At 73.1% G+C, this 15,772-nt stretch carries 15 protein-coding genes; 7 read left to right on the forward strand and 8 right to left on the reverse strand.

What is annotated here, in order from left to right:
• Nucleotides 1–158 precede the first annotated feature (158 nt).
• Nucleotides 159–3,599: a DNA polymerase III subunit alpha gene (locus AB0L21_RS30670; protein ID WP_365787708.1), complete on the forward strand. Its 3,441-nt coding sequence runs from the start codon at nucleotides 159–161 to the stop codon at nucleotides 3,597–3,599.
• Nucleotides 3,596–4,594, forward strand: a complete 999-nt coding sequence (locus tag AB0L21_RS30675; protein ID WP_365705263.1) for a hypothetical protein — start codon at nucleotides 3,596–3,598, stop codon at nucleotides 4,592–4,594. Before AB0L21_RS30670 ends, AB0L21_RS30675 begins: the two co-directional genes overlap by 4 nt.
• Here the strand turns inward: AB0L21_RS30675 and AB0L21_RS30680 are convergent.
• Nucleotides 4,572–4,946, reverse strand: coding sequence for a cupin domain-containing protein (locus AB0L21_RS30680; protein WP_365705261.1), 375 nt, complete (start codon nucleotides 4,944–4,946; stop codon nucleotides 4,572–4,574). The two genes, AB0L21_RS30675 and AB0L21_RS30680, sit on opposite strands and share 23 nt — an antisense overlap.
• A gap of 106 nt (nucleotides 4,947–5,052) precedes the next feature.
• On the opposite strand from AB0L21_RS30680, the gene AB0L21_RS30685 reads away from it, so the two are divergent.
• Nucleotides 5,053–5,499: a MarR family winged helix-turn-helix transcriptional regulator gene (locus AB0L21_RS30685; RefSeq protein ID WP_365705260.1), complete on the forward strand. Its 447-nt coding sequence runs from the start codon at nucleotides 5,053–5,055 to the stop codon at nucleotides 5,497–5,499.
• 168 nt (nucleotides 5,500–5,667) lie between these two features.
• Entirely contained in the window at nucleotides 5,668–6,534 is an 867-nt protein-coding gene (locus tag AB0L21_RS30690; protein ID WP_365787710.1) for an alpha/beta fold hydrolase, read from the forward strand.
• Nucleotides 6,535–6,845: 311 nt separating this feature from the next.
• On the opposite strand, the gene AB0L21_RS30695 is transcribed toward AB0L21_RS30690, so the two are convergent.
• Nucleotides 6,846–6,980, reverse strand: a complete 135-nt coding sequence (locus AB0L21_RS30695) for a hypothetical protein (RefSeq protein WP_014671792.1) — start codon at nucleotides 6,978–6,980, stop codon at nucleotides 6,846–6,848.
• A 138-nt stretch (nucleotides 6,981–7,118) separates the two neighbouring features.
• On the opposite strand from AB0L21_RS30695, the gene AB0L21_RS30700 reads away from it, so the two are divergent.
• Nucleotides 7,119–7,739 (forward strand): class I SAM-dependent methyltransferase, encoded by a 621-nt coding sequence (locus AB0L21_RS30700; protein ID WP_365705255.1) that lies wholly within the window; start codon nucleotides 7,119–7,121, stop codon nucleotides 7,737–7,739.
• A 20-nt stretch (nucleotides 7,740–7,759) separates the two neighbouring features.
• Here the strand turns inward: AB0L21_RS30700 and AB0L21_RS30705 are convergent, their stop codons facing one another.
• The gene (locus AB0L21_RS30705; protein ID WP_365787712.1) at nucleotides 7,760–8,260 is read right to left on the reverse strand and encodes a DUF402 domain-containing protein; all 501 of its coding nucleotides are present in this window, start codon (nucleotides 8,258–8,260) and stop codon (nucleotides 7,760–7,762) included.
• Nucleotides 8,241–9,170 carry a GNAT family N-acetyltransferase gene (locus AB0L21_RS30710; protein WP_365787714.1) on the reverse strand — a complete coding sequence of 310 codons (930 nt, stop codon included), beginning with the start codon at nucleotides 9,168–9,170 and terminating at the stop codon, nucleotides 8,241–8,243. The genes AB0L21_RS30705 and AB0L21_RS30710 overlap by 20 nt, the downstream gene beginning before the upstream one ends.
• A gap of 71 nt (nucleotides 9,171–9,241) precedes the next feature.
• Between AB0L21_RS30710 and AB0L21_RS30715 the strand changes: the two genes are divergently transcribed.
• On the forward strand, nucleotides 9,242–9,613 hold the full coding sequence (locus tag AB0L21_RS30715; protein WP_014671788.1) for a GntR family transcriptional regulator: 372 nt from the start codon (nucleotides 9,242–9,244) through the stop codon (nucleotides 9,611–9,613).
• 12 nt (nucleotides 9,614–9,625) lie between these two features.
• Here the strand turns inward: AB0L21_RS30715 and AB0L21_RS30720 are convergent, their stop codons facing one another.
• Complete coding sequence (locus tag AB0L21_RS30720) at nucleotides 9,626–10,396, reverse strand: DUF72 domain-containing protein (protein WP_365705248.1); 771 nt, start codon at nucleotides 10,394–10,396, stop codon at nucleotides 9,626–9,628.
• A gap of 15 nt (nucleotides 10,397–10,411) precedes the next feature.
• Nucleotides 10,412–11,506, reverse strand: coding sequence for a DUF5925 domain-containing protein (locus AB0L21_RS30725; protein ID WP_365705246.1), 1,095 nt, complete (start codon nucleotides 11,504–11,506; stop codon nucleotides 10,412–10,414).
• A gap of 219 nt (nucleotides 11,507–11,725) precedes the next feature.
• Here AB0L21_RS30725 and AB0L21_RS30730 point away from each other — a divergent pair, with 219 nt between their 5' ends.
• Nucleotides 11,726–12,532, forward strand: coding sequence for an SGNH/GDSL hydrolase family protein (locus tag AB0L21_RS30730; protein ID WP_365787716.1), 807 nt, complete (start codon nucleotides 11,726–11,728; stop codon nucleotides 12,530–12,532).
• Here the strand turns inward: AB0L21_RS30730 and AB0L21_RS30735 are convergent.
• Together AB0L21_RS30735 and AB0L21_RS30740 are read right to left on the reverse strand one after the other, a co-directional pair.
• A complete protein-coding gene (locus tag AB0L21_RS30735; RefSeq protein ID WP_365787718.1) occupies nucleotides 12,444–14,147 on the reverse strand; it encodes a serine/threonine-protein kinase in 1,704 nt (567 codons plus the stop codon). The genes AB0L21_RS30730 and AB0L21_RS30735 overlap by 89 nt on opposite strands.
• A 46-nt stretch (nucleotides 14,148–14,193) precedes the next feature.
• Nucleotides 14,194–15,762: a nickel transporter gene (locus AB0L21_RS30740; RefSeq protein ID WP_365705357.1), complete on the reverse strand. Its 1,569-nt coding sequence runs from the start codon at nucleotides 15,760–15,762 to the stop codon at nucleotides 14,194–14,196.
• Nucleotides 15,763–15,772: the final 10 nt, after the last annotated feature.

Raw genomic sequence — 15,772 nt, forward strand, 5'->3', positions numbered from 1 at the left:
GCGCACGGCGTGCGGGGGCTTCCCGGCGTGTTTGCGCAGGTGAGGAGCGCCCGAACGGATGTCGTACACATGTTCGGGAATGGAGGTATGGTGGGGGTGGGGAAACTGGGAACTGATGTTCGAGAGTCGTTCGGGGCTCACGAGTGCGGGAGGTGTGCGTGCCGGGCTTCGCGCATCTGCGCACCGTCTCCGGGTTCTCCCTGCGGTACGGGGCGTCCCATCCGGAGCGGCTGGCCGAGCGCGCCTTCGAGCGGGGGATGGACGCCCTCGCCCTGACCGATCGCGACACCCTCGCCGGGGCGGTGCGCTTCGCCAAGGCCTGCGCCGGTGCGGGTGTCCGTCCGCTGTTCGGGGTGGACCTCGCGGTGGCGCCGGCCGAGGGCGTACGGCGTGACCGGCGGCGGACGCCGGTGCGCGGAGGCGCCTTCGTGGACGAGTCGGCCCCCCGCGTGACCTTCCTCGCCCGGGACGGCGCCCGTGGGTGGGCCGAACTGTGCCGGCTCGTCACGGCGGCGCACGCGGGCGAGGGCGCTGCGCTGCTTCCCTGGGCCGGCCATCGCGGCGACGGTCTGGTCGTGCTGCTCGGGCCGGGGTCGGACGTGGGGCGTGCGCTCGCCGCCGGGCGGCCCGACCGGGCGGCCGGGCTGCTCGTGCCGTGGCGCGAGATCTACGGTGACGCGCTGCGGCTGGAGGCCGTCTGGCACGGCCGTACCGGTACGGGGGCCGGTTCCCTGCGGCTGGCGGCCCGCACCGTCGGGTTCGCCGCCGAGCAGGGGGTGCGGCCGGTGCTCAGCAACGCCGTCCGGTACGCCGATCCCGGGACGGGGCCGGTCGCCGATGTGCTGGACGCCGCGCGGCGGCTGGTGCCGATCGACCCCCGGGGGGAGCTGGACTCCGGCGAGGCGTGGCTGAAGGACGCGCAGGCCATGCTCGGCGTCGCCGAGCGGATCGTGGAGGCCGCCGGGTTCCGGCGGGACACCGCCCACCGGCTGCTGGAGCAGACCCTGGCGACGGCCGCCGAGTGCCGGGTCGATCCCGAGGGCGACCTCGGCATCGGCACCGTCCACTTCCCCGAGGCGCACCTCGTCGGCGCCGGCCGGCGCACCGCGCAGCGGGCGCTCGCCTCGCGGGCGGCGGAGGGGATGCTGCGGCTCGGGTACGGCGGGCGGCGCGCCTACTGGGAGCGGATGCACCAGGAACTGGACATCATCGCCCACCACGGCTTCGCCTCCTACTTCCTGACGGTGGCTCAAGTGGTGGACGACGTACGGGAGATGGGGATCCGGGTGGCCGCTCGCGGCTCCGGGGCCGGATCGCTCGTCAACCATCTGCTCGGCATCGCGCACGCCGACCCGGTCGAGCACGGGCTGCTGATGGAGCGCTTTCTGTCCAAGGAGCGCGTGGTGCTGCCGGACATCGACATCGACGTGGAGTCCGCGCGGCGGCTGGAGGTCTACCGGGCGATCATCGGCCGGTTCGGCAGTGAGCGGGTCGCCACCGTCTCCATGCCGGAGACCTACCGGGTCCGGCACGCGATCCGGGACGTGGGCGCCGCGCTCTCCATGGACCCGGCCGAGATCGACCGGATCGCCAAGTCCTTTCCGCACATCCGGGCGCGCGACGCCCGCGCGGCGCTGGAGGAACTGCCCGAGCTGAAGCGGCTGGCGGGGGAGCTTCAGCGGGAAGGGGAGCGGTTCGGCAGGCTGTGGGAGCTGGTCGAGGCGCTCGACGCCCTGCCGCGCGGGGTCGCCATGCACCCGTGCGGGGTGCTGCTGTCGGACGCCTCCCTGCTCGCCCGTACGCCGGTGGTGCCGACCAGCGGTGAGGGCCTGCCCATGTCGCAGTTCGACAAGGAGGACGTGGAGGACCTGGGCCTGCTCAAGCTGGACGTGCTGGGCGTGCGGATGCAGTCGGCGATGGCGCACGCGGTCGCCGAGGTGGAGCGGGTGAGCGGGGAGCGGATCGACCTGGACGCGGTGGAGCCGGGGGACCTGGAGACGTACCGGCTGATCCGGTCCACCGAGACCCTGGGGTGCTTCCAGATCGAGTCGCCGGGGCAGCGGGACCTGGTGGGGCGGCTGCAGCCCGCCGACTTCCACGACCTGGTCGTCGACATCTCGCTGTTCCGGCCCGGCCCGGTCGCCGCCGACATGGTGCGGCCGTTCATCGAGGCACGGCACGGGCGGGCGCCGGTGCGCTACCCGCACCCGGACCTGGAGGAGCCGCTGAAGGGGACGTACGGGGTCGTCGTCTTCCACGAGCAGATCATCGACATCGTCTCCCTCATGACCGGCTGCGGGCGCGGCGAGGCCGACCGGGTGCGGCGCGGGCTGTCCGAACCGGAGTCGCAGGGGCGGATCAGGGTGTGGTTCGCCCAGCAGGCGGCGGCCAAGGGGTACGACGCGGAGACGATCCGGCGGACCTGGGAGATCGTGGAGGCCTTCGGGTCCTACGGCTTCTGCAAGGCGCACGCCGTCGCCTTCGCCGTACCCACCTACCAGTCGGCGTGGCTGAAGGCCCATCACCCCGCCGCCTTCTACGCCGGGCTGCTCACGCACGACCCCGGGATGTACCCGAAGCGGCTGCTGCTGGCCGACGCGCGGCGGCGCGGGGTGCCGATCCTGCCGTTGGACGTGAATGTCTCCGGGGTCGCACACAGGATCGAACTGGTGTCTGAATCGCCGGCGGTGTGGGGGCTGCGGCTCGCCCTCTGTGACGTCCACGGCATCAGCGAGGCCGAGGCGAAGCGGATCGCGGACGGGCAGCCGTACTCCTCGCTGGTGGACTTCTGGGAGCGGGCCCGGCCCAGCCGGCCGCTCGCAGGGCGGCTCGCGCAGGTGGGCGCGTTGGACGCCTTCGGCGCCAACCGGCGCGATCTGCAACTGCACCTGACCGAGCTGCACCGTGGCGGCCGGGGCGGTGGCGGTGGCCAACTCCCCCTGGCGGGCGGACGGAAGACCGCGCCGGCCGGACTGCCGGACCTGACCTCGGCGGAGAAGCTCAGCGCCGAGCTGGGCGTGCTGTCCATGGACGCCTCGCGCAACCTGATGGACGACCACCGGGAGTTCCTGGGGGAGCTGGGCGTGGTCTCCGCGCGCCGGCTGCGCGAGGCCCGGCACGGCGAGACCGTGCTGGTCGCGGGCGCCAAGGCGGCCACCCAGACCCCGCCGATCCGCTCCGGCAAGCGGGTCATCTTCTCCACCCTGGACGACGGGACGGGACTGGTGGACCTGGCCTTCTTCGACGACTCGCACGACGCCTGCGCCCACACCGTCTTCCACTCCTGGCTGCTGCTGGTGCGCGGAGTGGTGCAGCGGCGCGGCCCGCGCAGCCTGAGCGTGGTCGGCTCCGCCGCCTGGAACCTCGCCGAACTGGTCGAACTGCGCGCCGAGGGCGGCCTGGACGAGGTGGCGGCGCGGCTCGCGGAGCCGGTGGCGCAGGGCCCGGGTGGCGACCCCACCGGTGGACGGCGGATCCAGCTGCCGACCGGATACGAGATGCATCCGTGGGCCGACCTGCGGCCCGCGGGGCAGGAGGCCGCACAAGGGCCTGCTGCGGTACGGAAGTTGTGGCACCAGAGTCCGGGGAGTGCGGGATGACCATTCTCTGCGTACGTTTCCAGCTGCCGCCGACGTACGAGGCGGCCCTGCCGGAACTGCTCGGGCTGCTGGAGGAGTTCACCCCGGTCGTGGAGGCGCTGCCGCCGGACGGGGCGCTGGCCGATCTGCGCGGCGCCGAGCGGTACTTCGGGCGCAGCGCGGTGGAGCTGGCATCGGTGATCCGCGTGCGGGCCCTCGCGCGGTACGGCGTCGACTGCGCGATCGGCGCCGGACCGGGCCCGATGCCGGCCCGCGTGGCGCTGCGGTACGCCCGGCCCGGTGTGACCTGCGCGGTGCCCGAGGACGCCGTCGCCGAGTTCCTCGCCGACAAGCCCGTCGCCGTGCTGCCCGGCGTCGGTACGGCGACCGCCCGCACCCTGGACGAGTACGGCCTGGACACCCTGGGCCGGGTCGCCGCCGCGCCGCTGTCCACGCTCCAGCGGCTGATCGGCGCCAAGGCGGGCCGGGAGCTGCGGGAGAAGGCGAGCGGCATCGACCGCGGCCGGGTCGTCCCGAACGCCGTCTCGCGGTCGCTGGTGACGGAACGGGCTTTCGCCATCGACGAGTTGGACCCCGGCCGGCACCGCCGTGCGCTGCTGTCGGCCGCCGAGGAGATCGGCTCCCGGCTGCGCGCGGTGGAGAAGGTCTGCCGCACCCTGACCCTCACCGTGCGCTACGCCGACCGGGCTTCGACCACCCGCAGCCGCACCCTGCGGGAGGCGACCGCGCACTCCGCGGACCTGACCAGGGCGGCCTACGACATGTACGAGGCGCTCGGCCTGCAACGCGCCCGGGTCCGCGCGCTCGCCCTGCGCGCCGAGGGCCTGGCCCCCGCCGGCCAGGCCTCTCACCAGCTCACCTTCGACCCCGTGGACGAGAAGGCCCGCCGTGTCGAGGAGGCCGCGGACCGCGCGCGGGCGAAGTTCGGGCCGCGGGCGGTGATGCCGGGGACGCTGGCCGTGGTGTGCGCGCTCAGTTGGCCCACGGCGGCGTGAGGCGAGTGCCGTCGGCCAGCCGTGCCTCCAGGCCGACCGAGGTGGTGACCCAGGAGATCGCGGTGTGGCCGGTGGGATTCTCGACGGCCAGGGTCGCACCGGGGTTGACGATCACCGTGTCGCCCGCCGCGATCCGCTCGGTGTGACCGTCGAGCGTCATCAGCAGCTCTCCTACGAGCAGATGGAAGATCTCCTCCCGGTTGACGGTGTGGGCGGGCGCCTTCGTTCCGGGCGGGATCTCGCCGCGCCAGGCGCACAGTTCCTTGCTGCCGGTGAGCGGGGTGGCGTACGAGACGAAGCGGGCGCCGTGGATCTCGTGGGTGACGGCTTCCGAGGAGCGGACGACGGGCATGGTGATGATCTCCGTCCAGGCGAGGTCGATGAGAGGAGATGGTCAAGTGATTTGACTATATGGTCAAGCAGCTTGACCTACTCGTCAAGGGTGTTTCAATGCCTCCGTGCAGAACTCCGACGCCCTGGCTCTGTCCGCCGCCCTGCTCGCCGCGGCGGGCGACCTCACGCAGCGCATCCATGACGGGGTGGCGGCCCGTGGTTTCGCGGACCTCCGGCCCGCCCATGGCTTCGCCTTCGCGCGGCTCGCCCCGGACGGTGCCACCGCCACCGACCTGGCCGCGCACCTCGGGGTGACCAAGCAGGCGGCGAGTCAGCTGGTGGACGAGATCGTGCGCAAGGGCTACGCCGAGCGGAGGCCGCATCCCGAGGACGCCCGGGCCCGGCTGGTCGTGCTGACCGAGCGCGGGTGGGCCTGCACCCGGGCGGCGGAGGAGGCTGCCGCCGAGGTGGTCGGGCGATGGGCCGAGCTGCTGGGCGAGGGTGAAGTGCGCACGCTCGGGGACCGCTTGGCGCGGATCGCTCCCCGGGGCCCGATCCGTCCGGCCTGGTGACGCCTCACCGGCATCCCGGTGAGTCCCCGGTAATCACTGGAAGTTTTTACTGACGCGTAACTTCACACTTGCACTACTCGCTCGTAACTTGACGAGTGAACAGCATCCCGTGATCCGGATCACAGGGTCAGGCCGTGCACCTCCCGTGAGCCGCAAGGAGATCACCCGATGCTGCCCTGGAAACGAGCGCTCAGACCCCTCGCCGCGCTGCTCCTCACCGCCGCCGTCGCCGTCGTACCGGCCGCCACCGCCACCGCCTCGGACAGCACTGCGCCCAGCAGTGGCTGGAACGACTACTCGTGCAAGCCCTCCGCCGCCCACCCCCGCCCCGTCGTCCTCGTCCACGGCACCCTGGGCAACTCGGTCGACAACTGGCTCGGCCTCGCCCCCTACCTGAAGAGCCGCGGTTACTGCGTCTACTCCCTCGACTACGGCCAGCTGCCCGGCGTCCCCCTCTTCCACGGCCTCGGCCCCATCGACAAGTCGGCCGAACAGCTGGCCGTCTTCGTCGACAAGGTGCTCGCCGCCACCGGAGCCGCGAAGGCCGACCTGGTCGGCCACTCCCAGGGGGGCATGATGCCCCGCTACTACCTGAAGTTCCTCGGCGGAGCCGCCAAGGTGAACGCCCTCGTCGGCGTCGCCCCCGACAACCACGGAACCGACCTGGACGGCCTCACCCGCCTGCTGCCGTACTTCCCTGGCGCCGAGGACCTGCTCAAGGCCACCACCCCCGGCCTCGCCGACCAGATCACCGGCTCCGCCTTCCTCACCAAGCTCAACGCGGGCGGCGACACCGTCCCCGGGGTGCGCTACACGGTCGTCGCCACCAAGTACGACGAGGTGGTCACTCCTTGGCGCACCCAGTACCTGAGCGGTTCCGACGTCCACAACGTCCTGCTGCAGGACCTGTGTCCGCTCGACCTATCCGAACACCTCGCGATCGGCCTGTTCGACCGGATCGCCTTCCACGAGGTGGCCAACGCGCTCGACCCGGCCCACGCCACCGCCACCACCTGCGCGTCCGCCTTCAGCTGACGTACCGCCGGGGCCTGTCCGGCCTGAGCCGCCAGACAGGCCCCGGAAGAAGCCCCGGCCGCCTCCGGCGGGTTGGCCGGTGTCGCCGAAGTCGGCCTGCGGGCGTGCGGAACTCCAGGAAACCGTGGAATCGCCTGCTGGGAGCGGGTGGAGGAGATCCTTATGGTCCGCTTGAGGAAGCGCTCAGACTGCGCTCAGGTGGACAGTGTGCGGACATGATCGACAACGACACGGAACGGGTCCGGTCCGCCGTCAGGAGATCAGGCTCTGCACGAACGCGAGGCAAGCGGCTGCGCTGAGGTGCTGCCGTGTCAGCCGTCGGGCCACCAGGTGCGGGCGATGTCCTTGCGCACCTCGGGGCGCCCTGCCGGGCGCTCCTCCGCCTCGTCGCGGATCCGGCGGCTGTCCGTCCTCTTCAGGGGCTTCTGCACGGTCGTACGGCGCATAGCTGCCTCCTTCAGTGCCCACCGGGTTCCGTGTTGTCACGGAGGTAGACGCTTTCGGCGAGAGTTCCTCATCGGTGCCGGTTTGTCAGTGGCGGCTGTCACCTCCGCACTGTCAGTGGCGTGTGTCACTCTCTGGGCATGACGAGAGAGAACGCGCACAGGGGTGCGGCTGCCCCGGAAGCGGACTGGGATGCGCGGGCCGCCGCCTTCGACGACGAACCGGACCACGGCCTGCGCGACCCCGAGGTGCGCGCGGCCTGGGCGGACCGGCTGCGGAGCTGGCTCCCCGGGCACCCCGCGGACGTCCTCGACCTCGGCTGCGGCACCGGCAGCCTGTCGCTCCTCGCCGTCGAGCAGGGGCACCGGGTGACGGGTGTCGACCGGTCCCCCGCGATGACCGAGCGGGCCCGGGCCAAGCTCGCCGGGCGCCCCGCGACGATCCTGTGCGGGGACGCCGTGGCCCCGCCGGTGGGGGAGCGACGCTTCGACGTGATCCTCGTACGGCATGTGCTGTGGGCGCTGCCGGACCCGGCCGGGGCGCTGCGGCACTGGCGGGAGCTGCTGCGCCCCGGAGGCCGGTTCGTGCTGGTGGAGGGTGTGTGGGGGATTCTCAGCCCGGTCGGTGTACCGGCTGCCCGGCTCACCGCCCTGCTGGAGCCGCTGAGCCGGGACGTGCGCCTGGAGCGACTGTCCGACGACTGCCTGTTGTGGGGCAAGGACGTGGACGACGAGCGGTACGCGGTGGTGGCCACCGTATGACACCAGGGTGCCGGGGCGGGTCAGGCCAGCAACTCCGCGAAGCCGTCGGGGCGGGCCGCCAGCGCCTCCAGCGCGTCCAGGGCGGCCACCGCGGCGGACGCGGCCTCCGGGTCCGTCTCCGCGAGACCGCTCTCGGCGAACTCGTCCTCGTCCAGACGCCGTACGTCCCGCCCGTCCGCGGAGCGCCACAGGTCCAGGTCGAGATCCTCCACGACCAGCTCCGTGCCGGAGGTGACCGCGGGGCGCGTGACGTCGCAGTACCAGCCCTTGATCGAGCCGTCCGCCGCGCGCACCTCCTTCACCGAGTACCACCGGTCCCGCCAGTAGTACTCGGTGAACACGTCGCCGGGCTCGAACCGCACGAACCCGAAGTCCCGGACCTCGGAGCCCGCCCAGGGGGCGCGTACGGCGATCCGGTCGCCGTCGTCCCCGAGCAGCTCCGCCGGGTAACGGATCTTCGTCCGGCCCGCCTTCACCAGGACGACGTCCAGCCGGGCCGGCTCAGCCGAGTTCGCGGACATAGCGCACCTCCGTGGCACAGACCTCGTACCCGAGCCATTTGTTGATCGCGATCATGGGAGCGTTGCCGGTGTCGTTGCCCGTGAAGGCCTCGGTGACACCGGCGGCGCGGGCCCGGTGCAGAGAGTAGATCTTGGCGAGCTTGGCCAGGCCACGGCCGCGGTGGGCGCGCGCGGTGCCGGTCATCGCCGTCGAGTAGCGGCGGTCGCCGTCCGTGTAGGCCACGGTGAAGGCGACCGGACGGCCGTCCACACAGGCGGCCGTGGTCAGCTCCCGGTTCAGCAGCGGGTGGTTCCAGCTCTCCGCGAGCCACACGTCGTAGTCCGTGAACGCGTAGTCCACGTCGCTCGGTTCGTCGAGCACCGTCTCCGCGTCCAGCTCGAACAGCGGCCGGGGGTCGTCCGCGAAGTCGGCGGCCGTGCGCAGTTCGACGCCGGGCGGGACCTCTGGGAGCGGCGGCAGCGCGCCGTCCGCCAGGCCGAGGCGGAGGAAGTGCGCGGTACGGCCCCGGCGGTAGCCGCGCCGCTCGGCGAAGGCCTGGTTGGCCGGCTCGTCCAGGGCCCAGGCGAACAGCTTGGTCGCGCCCACGTCCGCCAGGTACTCCTCGGCGGCCCGGACCAGCAGCCGGCCGGCACCGCGGTGGGTCCGGTCCGGGCGGACGTAGACGTTGAGGGCACCCTGGCCCGGGTCGGTGCTCTCGGGGATCAGGTGCACCTGTGCCGTGCCGATGATCTCGCCGTCCTCCTCCGCGACGAGGGGCCGGAAGCGGGCGTCCGGGTGGGTGTGGGACACCGTGTGCCGGACCGAGTCCGGCGTGGACAGGATGTACGGCAGCGCGAGGCGGCGGACACGGGCGAAGCCCTCGGCATCCGCGGGGACGTCGGGGCGCAGAGCACGCACGAGGACTGTCATGAGGAGGCACCGTACGGGCCGGGAGGGCCGGGTGCCTCTCATTTTCCGGCGGGTGCGGGACAATCGGCCGTGTGAGCCTGAAGATCCGCATCGATGACAGCGCGCCCCCGTACGAGCAGGTGCGGGCGCAGATCTCCGAGCAGGCGCGGTCCGGCGCGCTCCCGGTGGGGTACCGGCTGCCGACCGTGCGGGGGCTGGCCGAGTCCCTGGGGCTCGCGGTGAACACGGTGGCGAAGGCGTACCGGGCGCTGGAGGGCGACGGGGTGATCGAGACGCGGGGGCGCAACGGCACGTTCGTGGCCGCCGCCGGCTCGGCCGCGGTGCGGGAGGCTTCCCTGGCCGCCCAGGCGTACGTCGAGCGTGTGCGGCGGCTCGGGCTCGCCGAGGACGAGGCACTGGGCGCTGTGCGGGATGCTCTGCGGGCGGCTTACGGGGAGGGCTGACCGGACAGGGGATCAGCTCAGTTCCGCCGGCTCCGGTGTTCGCGTCACCGTCAAGCCCGCCCGCCTCGCCGCCCGGGCGAACGTCACCGCGTCCTGGACCGCCGCGCCCCCGGGGTCGTTGTTGAAGTACGCGTACACGTCCTCCGCGTGGGACCAGGTCGTCGCGACGCGGTCCAGCCAGGTGTCCAGGGAACGGCGGCCGTAGCGCGGCCAGGGCTGGGCGCGGCCCTGGTGGAAGCGGACGTAGCCCCAGTCGGTGGTGCGCCACAGCGGGGTGACCGGGCGGGCCAGGACGTCCGCCCAGCACAGGGCCGCGCCACGGGACGCCAGCACCTCGCGCACCTCGCCCGTCCACCACGAGTCGTGACGGGGTTCCACCGCGACCCTCGTACCGGCCGGGAAGCAGGCCAGGCAGGCGTCCAGCAGGAGCGGGTCGGCGCGCAGGGTGGGCGGGAGCTGGAGGAGGACCGGGCCCAGGCGGTCGCCGAGGCCCGCCGCATGGGTCATCAGGCGGTGCACCGGCTCCTCGGGGTCCTTGAGCCGCTTGATGTGGGTGAGATACCGGCTGGCCTTGACCGTGACCACGAAGTCCGGCGGGACGCGGTCGCGCCAGGCGGCGAAGGTGTCGTACGACGGCAGCCGGTAGAACGCGTTGTTGATCTCCACGGTCGCGAACAGCCGCGTGTACTCCTCCAGCCACAGCCGCGCCGGCACCCCGGCCGGGTAGACGTGGTCCCGCCAGTCCTTGTACTGCCACCCCGACGTACCGACGAACAGGGTCATACCCTCATCAAAGCACTACAGGTACAGACCCGCGTCCGCGCCCTCCCGGGCCCCCGGCACCGAGGTCGGCGCCGTGCCCCGGCGCAGCGCGTACAGCTCGGCCAGGGTCGCGCCGTCCCGGCCGACACCCTCCTCGGTGCCGAGCCACTTCACCGCCTCCGGGCGGGTCAGCGGGCCGACCTCGATGCGGGCCAGGCAGCGGCCGGGGCGGACCACGGCCGGGTGCAGCCGCTCCAGGTCCTCGTTGGTGGTGACGCCGACCAGGACGTTACGGCCCTGGCCGAGCAGGCCGTCGGTGAGGTTCAGCAGCCGGGACAGGGCCTGGCCCGCCGTGTGCCGGGCCTCGCCCCGGATCAGCTCGTCGCAGTCCTCCAGCAGCAGCAGACGCCAGCGGCCCTTTCCCGCGCCGTCGTCCTCCCCGATGGCGATGTCCATCAGATAGCCGACGTCGGAGAAGAGACGCTCCGGGTCCAGGACGCAGTCGACCTGGCACCAGTCGCGCCAGGAGCGGGCGAGGGTGCGCAGGGCGGAGGTCTTGCCGGTGCCGGGCGGGCCGTGGAGCAGCAGTAGCCGGCCGGCGATGTCCTCCGGGGTCGTCTTCATCAGGCGGTCCATCGCGTCCGCCACCGGCGCCGTGTAGTTGGGCCGGACCTCGTCCCACGTGCCCGCGGAGATCTGCCGGGTGGTGCGGTGCGGGCCGCGTCTGGGGGAGACGTACCAGAACCCCATCGTCACGTTCTCCGGCTGCGGTTCCGGCTCGTCGGCCGCGCCGTCCGTGGCCTGGTCGAGGATCCGCTTGGCCAGGTCGGCGCTGGTCGCGGTGACCGTGACGTCCGCGCCCCGGTTCCAGCGGGAGACCAGCAGCGTCCAGCCGTCCCCCTCGGCGAGGGTCGCGCTGCGGTCGTCGTCGCGGGCCATCCGCAGCACGCGGGCGCCCTCCGGCAGCAGGGTCGCGCCCGAGCGCACCCGGTCGATGTTCGCGGCGTGCGAGTACGGCTGCTCGCCCGTCGCGAAGCGGCCGAGGAACAGCGCGTCGACGACGTCGGACGGCGAGTCGGAGTCGTCGACGTGGAGCCGGATCGGCAGAGCGTCGTGTGGGTTGGCAGACATGCCGCCATGATCCGTCACGGATGCGCTCCGCGCACGGCATTTCCGTCGCTTGTCCGTTGACGGGGCGTCAACAGACGTGGCACGCGCGCGCAATATCTGAGCGGTGAACGTCTTGGGCCGATCCTGTTGAGATGACAAAAGTCTTGGCATGGACACTTCCTGTCAACACGCGTAGCTGCTACCACAGTTGTGGCAGAGATCCTGCTAAAGGGAGGTTCCATGAGACGTTCCCGACTTACCGGATTCGTGATCTCGCTCCTCCTCGCCGCCGGCCTCGGTATCACCGGGGCCGCTTCGGCGCAGGCGTCCCCGACCGCCGCGACCGGCGGCTACGTCGCGCTCGGTGACTCCTACTCATCCGGGGTGGGCGCCGGCAGCTACATCAGCTCAAGCGGCGATTGCGACCGCAGCACGAAGGCCTACCCCTACCTGTGGAACGCCGCCCACAGCCCCTCCTCGTTCGCCTTCAACGCCTGCTCCGGTGCGAAGACGGACGACGTGCTCGCCAGCCAGCTCGGCTCGCTGAACTCCTCCACCTCACTGGTGTCCATCACCATCGGCGGCAACGACGCCGGTTTCGCCGACGTCATGACCACCTGCGTGACCAGCTCGGACAGCACCTGTCTGTCCCGCATCAACACCGCCAGGGCGTACGTCGCCAACACGCTCCCCGGCAAGCTGGACACCGTCTACAACGCGATCAGCGCCAAAGCCCCGTCCGCCCGGGTGGTCGTCATCGGCTACCCCCGCTTCTACCTGCTCGGCCAGAGCTGCCTCGGCCTCTCCGAGACCAAACGGTCCGCGATCAACGACGCCGCCGACTACATGGACACCACCATCAAGGCCCGCGCCACCGCCCACAACTTCGTCTTCGGTGACGTCCGCACCACGTTCTCCGGCCACGAGATCTGCTCCGGCAACTCCTGGCTGCACAGCGTCAATTGGCTCGACATCGGCGAGTCGTACCACCCGACCGCGTCCGGCCAGTCCGGCGGCTACCTGCCGGTGCTGAACAACGCGGCATGACCCGTACGGGTGAACCCGATGGTGAGGCGGAGGTCCCGGACGACGGGGTCTCCGCCGTCGTCGTACATGTCACCGAGAACGGCACCGAGTCCGACGTCGTCCGCACCGGACCGCGCACCTCCACACCGATCTCGTTCTCGACCGTCCCGCCCTCGGCGTACGCGGTCACCGTCACCCGCTGCTCCCGCGTGCGCGCACCGCCCGCCGGGAACGACAGCGTCTTCCATCCGGGGTCGGACACCGATCCGTGCGCCGGCACCCACCGGTACTCGACCCGCGCGGGCAACCGGCCCACCGTGAACTCCGCCGTGAACGCGGGCGCCCGCGCGGCCGGCGGCGGACAGGTCCCGGAGTACTGCGTGTGCGCCCCGGTCAGGGTCACGTGCACCCACTGGGCCGGCCCGCTGCTCGCCGACGCGCTGCTCCGTGACGGAGAGGGAGTTCCGGTGCCCGCGTCCGTGCTGCCGCTCGGCGTGGGGGAGTGCGCCGGGCCGCTCGTCCGGCCGGTGCCGGCGCCGTCGTTCCCGTGTCCGTCCCCGTCGTCGGGGTTCAGCAGCGCGTACGTCAGTCCCGCCAGCGCCAGGACGACCGCGAGCACACCCGCCACCAGTACGACGCCGGCCCGGCGGTCACGCTCCGGCCGTCGGGCCGGCTCGGCGGCGGTGGTGCCGGGGTCCGGGTAGCCGGTGGGCAGCGGCAGCGGCGGAGTCCGGGACGGCTCGGGGGGCGGAGCCGTCGCCGCCGGCGCGTACGGCGGCACACCGGGCGCGGTGTCCGCCCGCACCGACCCGCCCGCCGCGACCAGCCGCAGCTCCCGCTCCGCCTGTCCGGCCGGCAGCCGCTCGGCCGGGTCCTTGCGCAGCAGCCCTTCGATGACGGGCGTGAGCGGCCCGGCCCACCGCGGCGGCGGCAGCTCCTCGTCCACCACGGCCCGCAGCGTGCCGAGCGGGGTGTCCTGCCGGAACGGGGAGACGCCCTCGACGGCCGCGTACAGCAGCACACCCAGCGACCACAGGTCCGACGCGGGACCCGGAGTCCGCCCCAACGCCCGCTCCGGCGCCAGGAATTCGGGTGATCCGATCACCTCGCCGGTCATGGTCAGCGCCGAACTGCCCTCCACCGTGGCGATTCCGAAGTCGGTCAGCACCACCCGGCCGTCGTCGGCCAGCAGCACGTTGGCCGGCTTCACGTCCCGGTGCAGCACCCCGGCGGCGTGCGCGGCGCGCAGCGCGGACAGCACCTCCGCGCCGATGTGCGCGGCCCGCTGCGGCGGCAGCGGACCCTCCGCCTCCAACTGGTCGGCGAGGGACAGCCCGCGCACCAGCTCCATCACGATCCACGGCCGGCCGGCCTCCATCGCCACGTCGTACACCGTGACCACGTTGCGGTTCGCGACCCGGGCCGCCGCCCAGGCCTCCCGCTCCAGGCGCGCGTACAGCCGCTCGACCTCGTCGCCGGGCAGCCCGGCCGGCGCCCGCACCTCCTTGACGGCCACCTCACGGTGCAGCACCTCGTCCCGGGCTCGCCACACGGTCCCCATGCCGCCCTCGCCCAGCGGGGACAGCAGACGGTAGCGGCCCGCGATCACACGTTCCGGGCCCGGCTCCTCGGACACGGGCGCCCCCAAGGCATCTCGCGCGATTCCTCCTCGAAAAAGTAGCTCAGCCCAGCGCGGATGCGGCCCCCCTGAGCACCAGTCCCATGCCCAGCGCGAGCACGACCAGGGCCGACCCGAGCGGCAGGGTCCGGCGCGCCAGGACGGCCACCGGATGGGCGCCCCAGCGCGGGCGCCGCTCCAGCATCCGCACCGCCCCCGCACCCAGCCGTACGACGGCGAACCCGGCGGCGGTGAGCGTCAGCGCGAGACCGGCCCCGTACGCCACGACGAGCAGGAGCCCGAACCAGGCCTTGCCGAGCGCGGCGGCACCGACCAGGACGACCACGGCGGACGGGCTGGGCACCAGCCCACCGGCGAACCCGAGCAGGATCGTGCCGCGGAGTGTGGGCGCGGCGGGGTGGGCGTGGGTGTGGCCGCCATGGGTGTGCGTGTGACCACCGTGGCTGTGCGGGTGGAGGTGTGCGTGGTCTCCATGGGTGTGGTCCACACCGTCGTGGTGGTGATGGTGGTGGGCGGCACCGTGTCCGGCGCCCACAGTCGCCAACTCCCGCTGGCCCAGCTCATCCTGGGCCGCGACGGTCGCCCGCACACGGTTGCGCCAGGCACGGCGGACCAGGGTGACGCCCGCCGCCAGCACCAGGAGGCCACCGGCGATGCCCAGCCAGGAGATCACCGCCGGTGTGGCGGCGGAACCGGCCGTGACGAGGAGGCCCAGGGCGACCACGCCGAGGGTGTGGGTCACGGTGACCGAGGCGGCCATCGGCAGCACGTCCCGTGGCCGGGCCCGGCCCCCGCGCGCCGCCGCCGTCGCGGCCATCAGGGTCTTGCCGTGGCCCGGCGCGAGCGCGTGCAGCGCACCCAGGGCGACGGCGATGAGCAGGGCCAGACCGGCGAAGCCGACGGTGAGATCGTGCCGGGCCACGAGGTCGTCCAGGGCCCGGGTCCAGCGGTCGGCACCCCGGGGGAGCACACCGGCACCCGGGGCCGCCTGCCGCTCCGCGTCCGCCGCGAGCGCCGGGCCACCGGGCCGCACCCGCAGCGAGGCCGTCCCGGTGTCGGCGGGGGAGGACAGCAGGTCCTGGGGATAGGAGGTCAGTTCCCGGGACACCGACTCCTTCGGCACGTCGGTCGCGGTGAGCGTCATGCGGTCGCCCCGCGCCGTGATCTCCCGCCAGCCGGGCCCGCCGTCGGCGCCCGCGCCCCGGAAGTCGAGGGCGACGGTGCTCGCGCGGGGCAGCGGGGCGGTCAGCCGGCACTCCAGGCGCAGGGTGTCGAGGCCGGCCTGGCCCGGACGCGTGCGCGCGCTGCTGCGAGCGGCCGTGAGGGCGGTCGTACGCCCGTCGACACGCAGGCCGCTGCCGGCGGCGGCACGTGCGCACCGCTGCCTGGCCCACGCGCTCAGCCCCAGCCGCTCGATGTCGGCCTCGGCCTGGGTCGCCGGGATCTCGGCGAGGTCCTCCACGTGGTCGACGCGGAGCTGTCCGGGAGCGGCGACGAGGCCGTCGTAGCGGTTGACGGTGAAGTTGCCGAGGGGGTGCGCGTTCGCGGTGCCGGCCGGGAGGAGTGCCAGGGCGCACACGGCGATCAGGACGCACAGCAGACGCGGTGTCACCCGGCGCGGA

The organism is Streptomyces sp. NPDC052721 (assembly GCF_040678315.1).
GTDB lineage: Bacteria > Actinomycetota > Actinomycetes > Streptomycetales > Streptomycetaceae > Streptomyces.

What these genes read in the sequence shown, in the direction of transcription:
- AB0L21_RS30690 (WP_365787710.1), top strand. Translation starts at nt 5,668, where the DNA reads ATGCTGCCCTGGAAACGAGCGCTCAGACCCCTCGCCGCGCTGCTCCTC.
- AB0L21_RS30705 (WP_365787712.1), bottom strand. Translation starts at nt 8,260, where the DNA reads ATGTCCGCGAACTCGGCTGAGCCGGCCCGGCTGGACGTCGTCCTGGTG.
- AB0L21_RS30680 (WP_365705261.1), bottom strand. Translation starts at nt 4,946, where the DNA reads ATGCCCGTCGTCCGCTCCTCGGAAGCCGTCACCCACGAGATCCACGGC.
- AB0L21_RS30675 (WP_365705263.1), top strand. Translation starts at nt 3,596, where the DNA reads ATGACCATTCTCTGCGTACGTTTCCAGCTGCCGCCGACGTACGAGGCG.
- AB0L21_RS30700 (WP_365705255.1), top strand. Translation starts at nt 7,119, where the DNA reads ATGACGAGAGAGAACGCGCACAGGGGTGCGGCTGCCCCGGAAGCGGAC.
- AB0L21_RS30725 (WP_365705246.1), bottom strand. Translation starts at nt 11,506, where the DNA reads ATGTCTGCCAACCCACACGACGCTCTGCCGATCCGGCTCCACGTCGAC.
- AB0L21_RS30695 (WP_014671792.1), bottom strand. Translation starts at nt 6,980, where the DNA reads ATGCGCCGTACGACCGTGCAGAAGCCCCTGAAGAGGACGGACAGCCGC.
- AB0L21_RS30720 (WP_365705248.1), bottom strand. Translation starts at nt 10,396, where the DNA reads ATGACCCTGTTCGTCGGTACGTCGGGGTGGCAGTACAAGGACTGGCGG.
- AB0L21_RS30710 (WP_365787714.1), bottom strand. Translation starts at nt 9,170, where the DNA reads ATGACAGTCCTCGTGCGTGCTCTGCGCCCCGACGTCCCCGCGGATGCC.
- AB0L21_RS30730 (WP_365787716.1), top strand. Translation starts at nt 11,726, where the DNA reads ATGAGACGTTCCCGACTTACCGGATTCGTGATCTCGCTCCTCCTCGCC.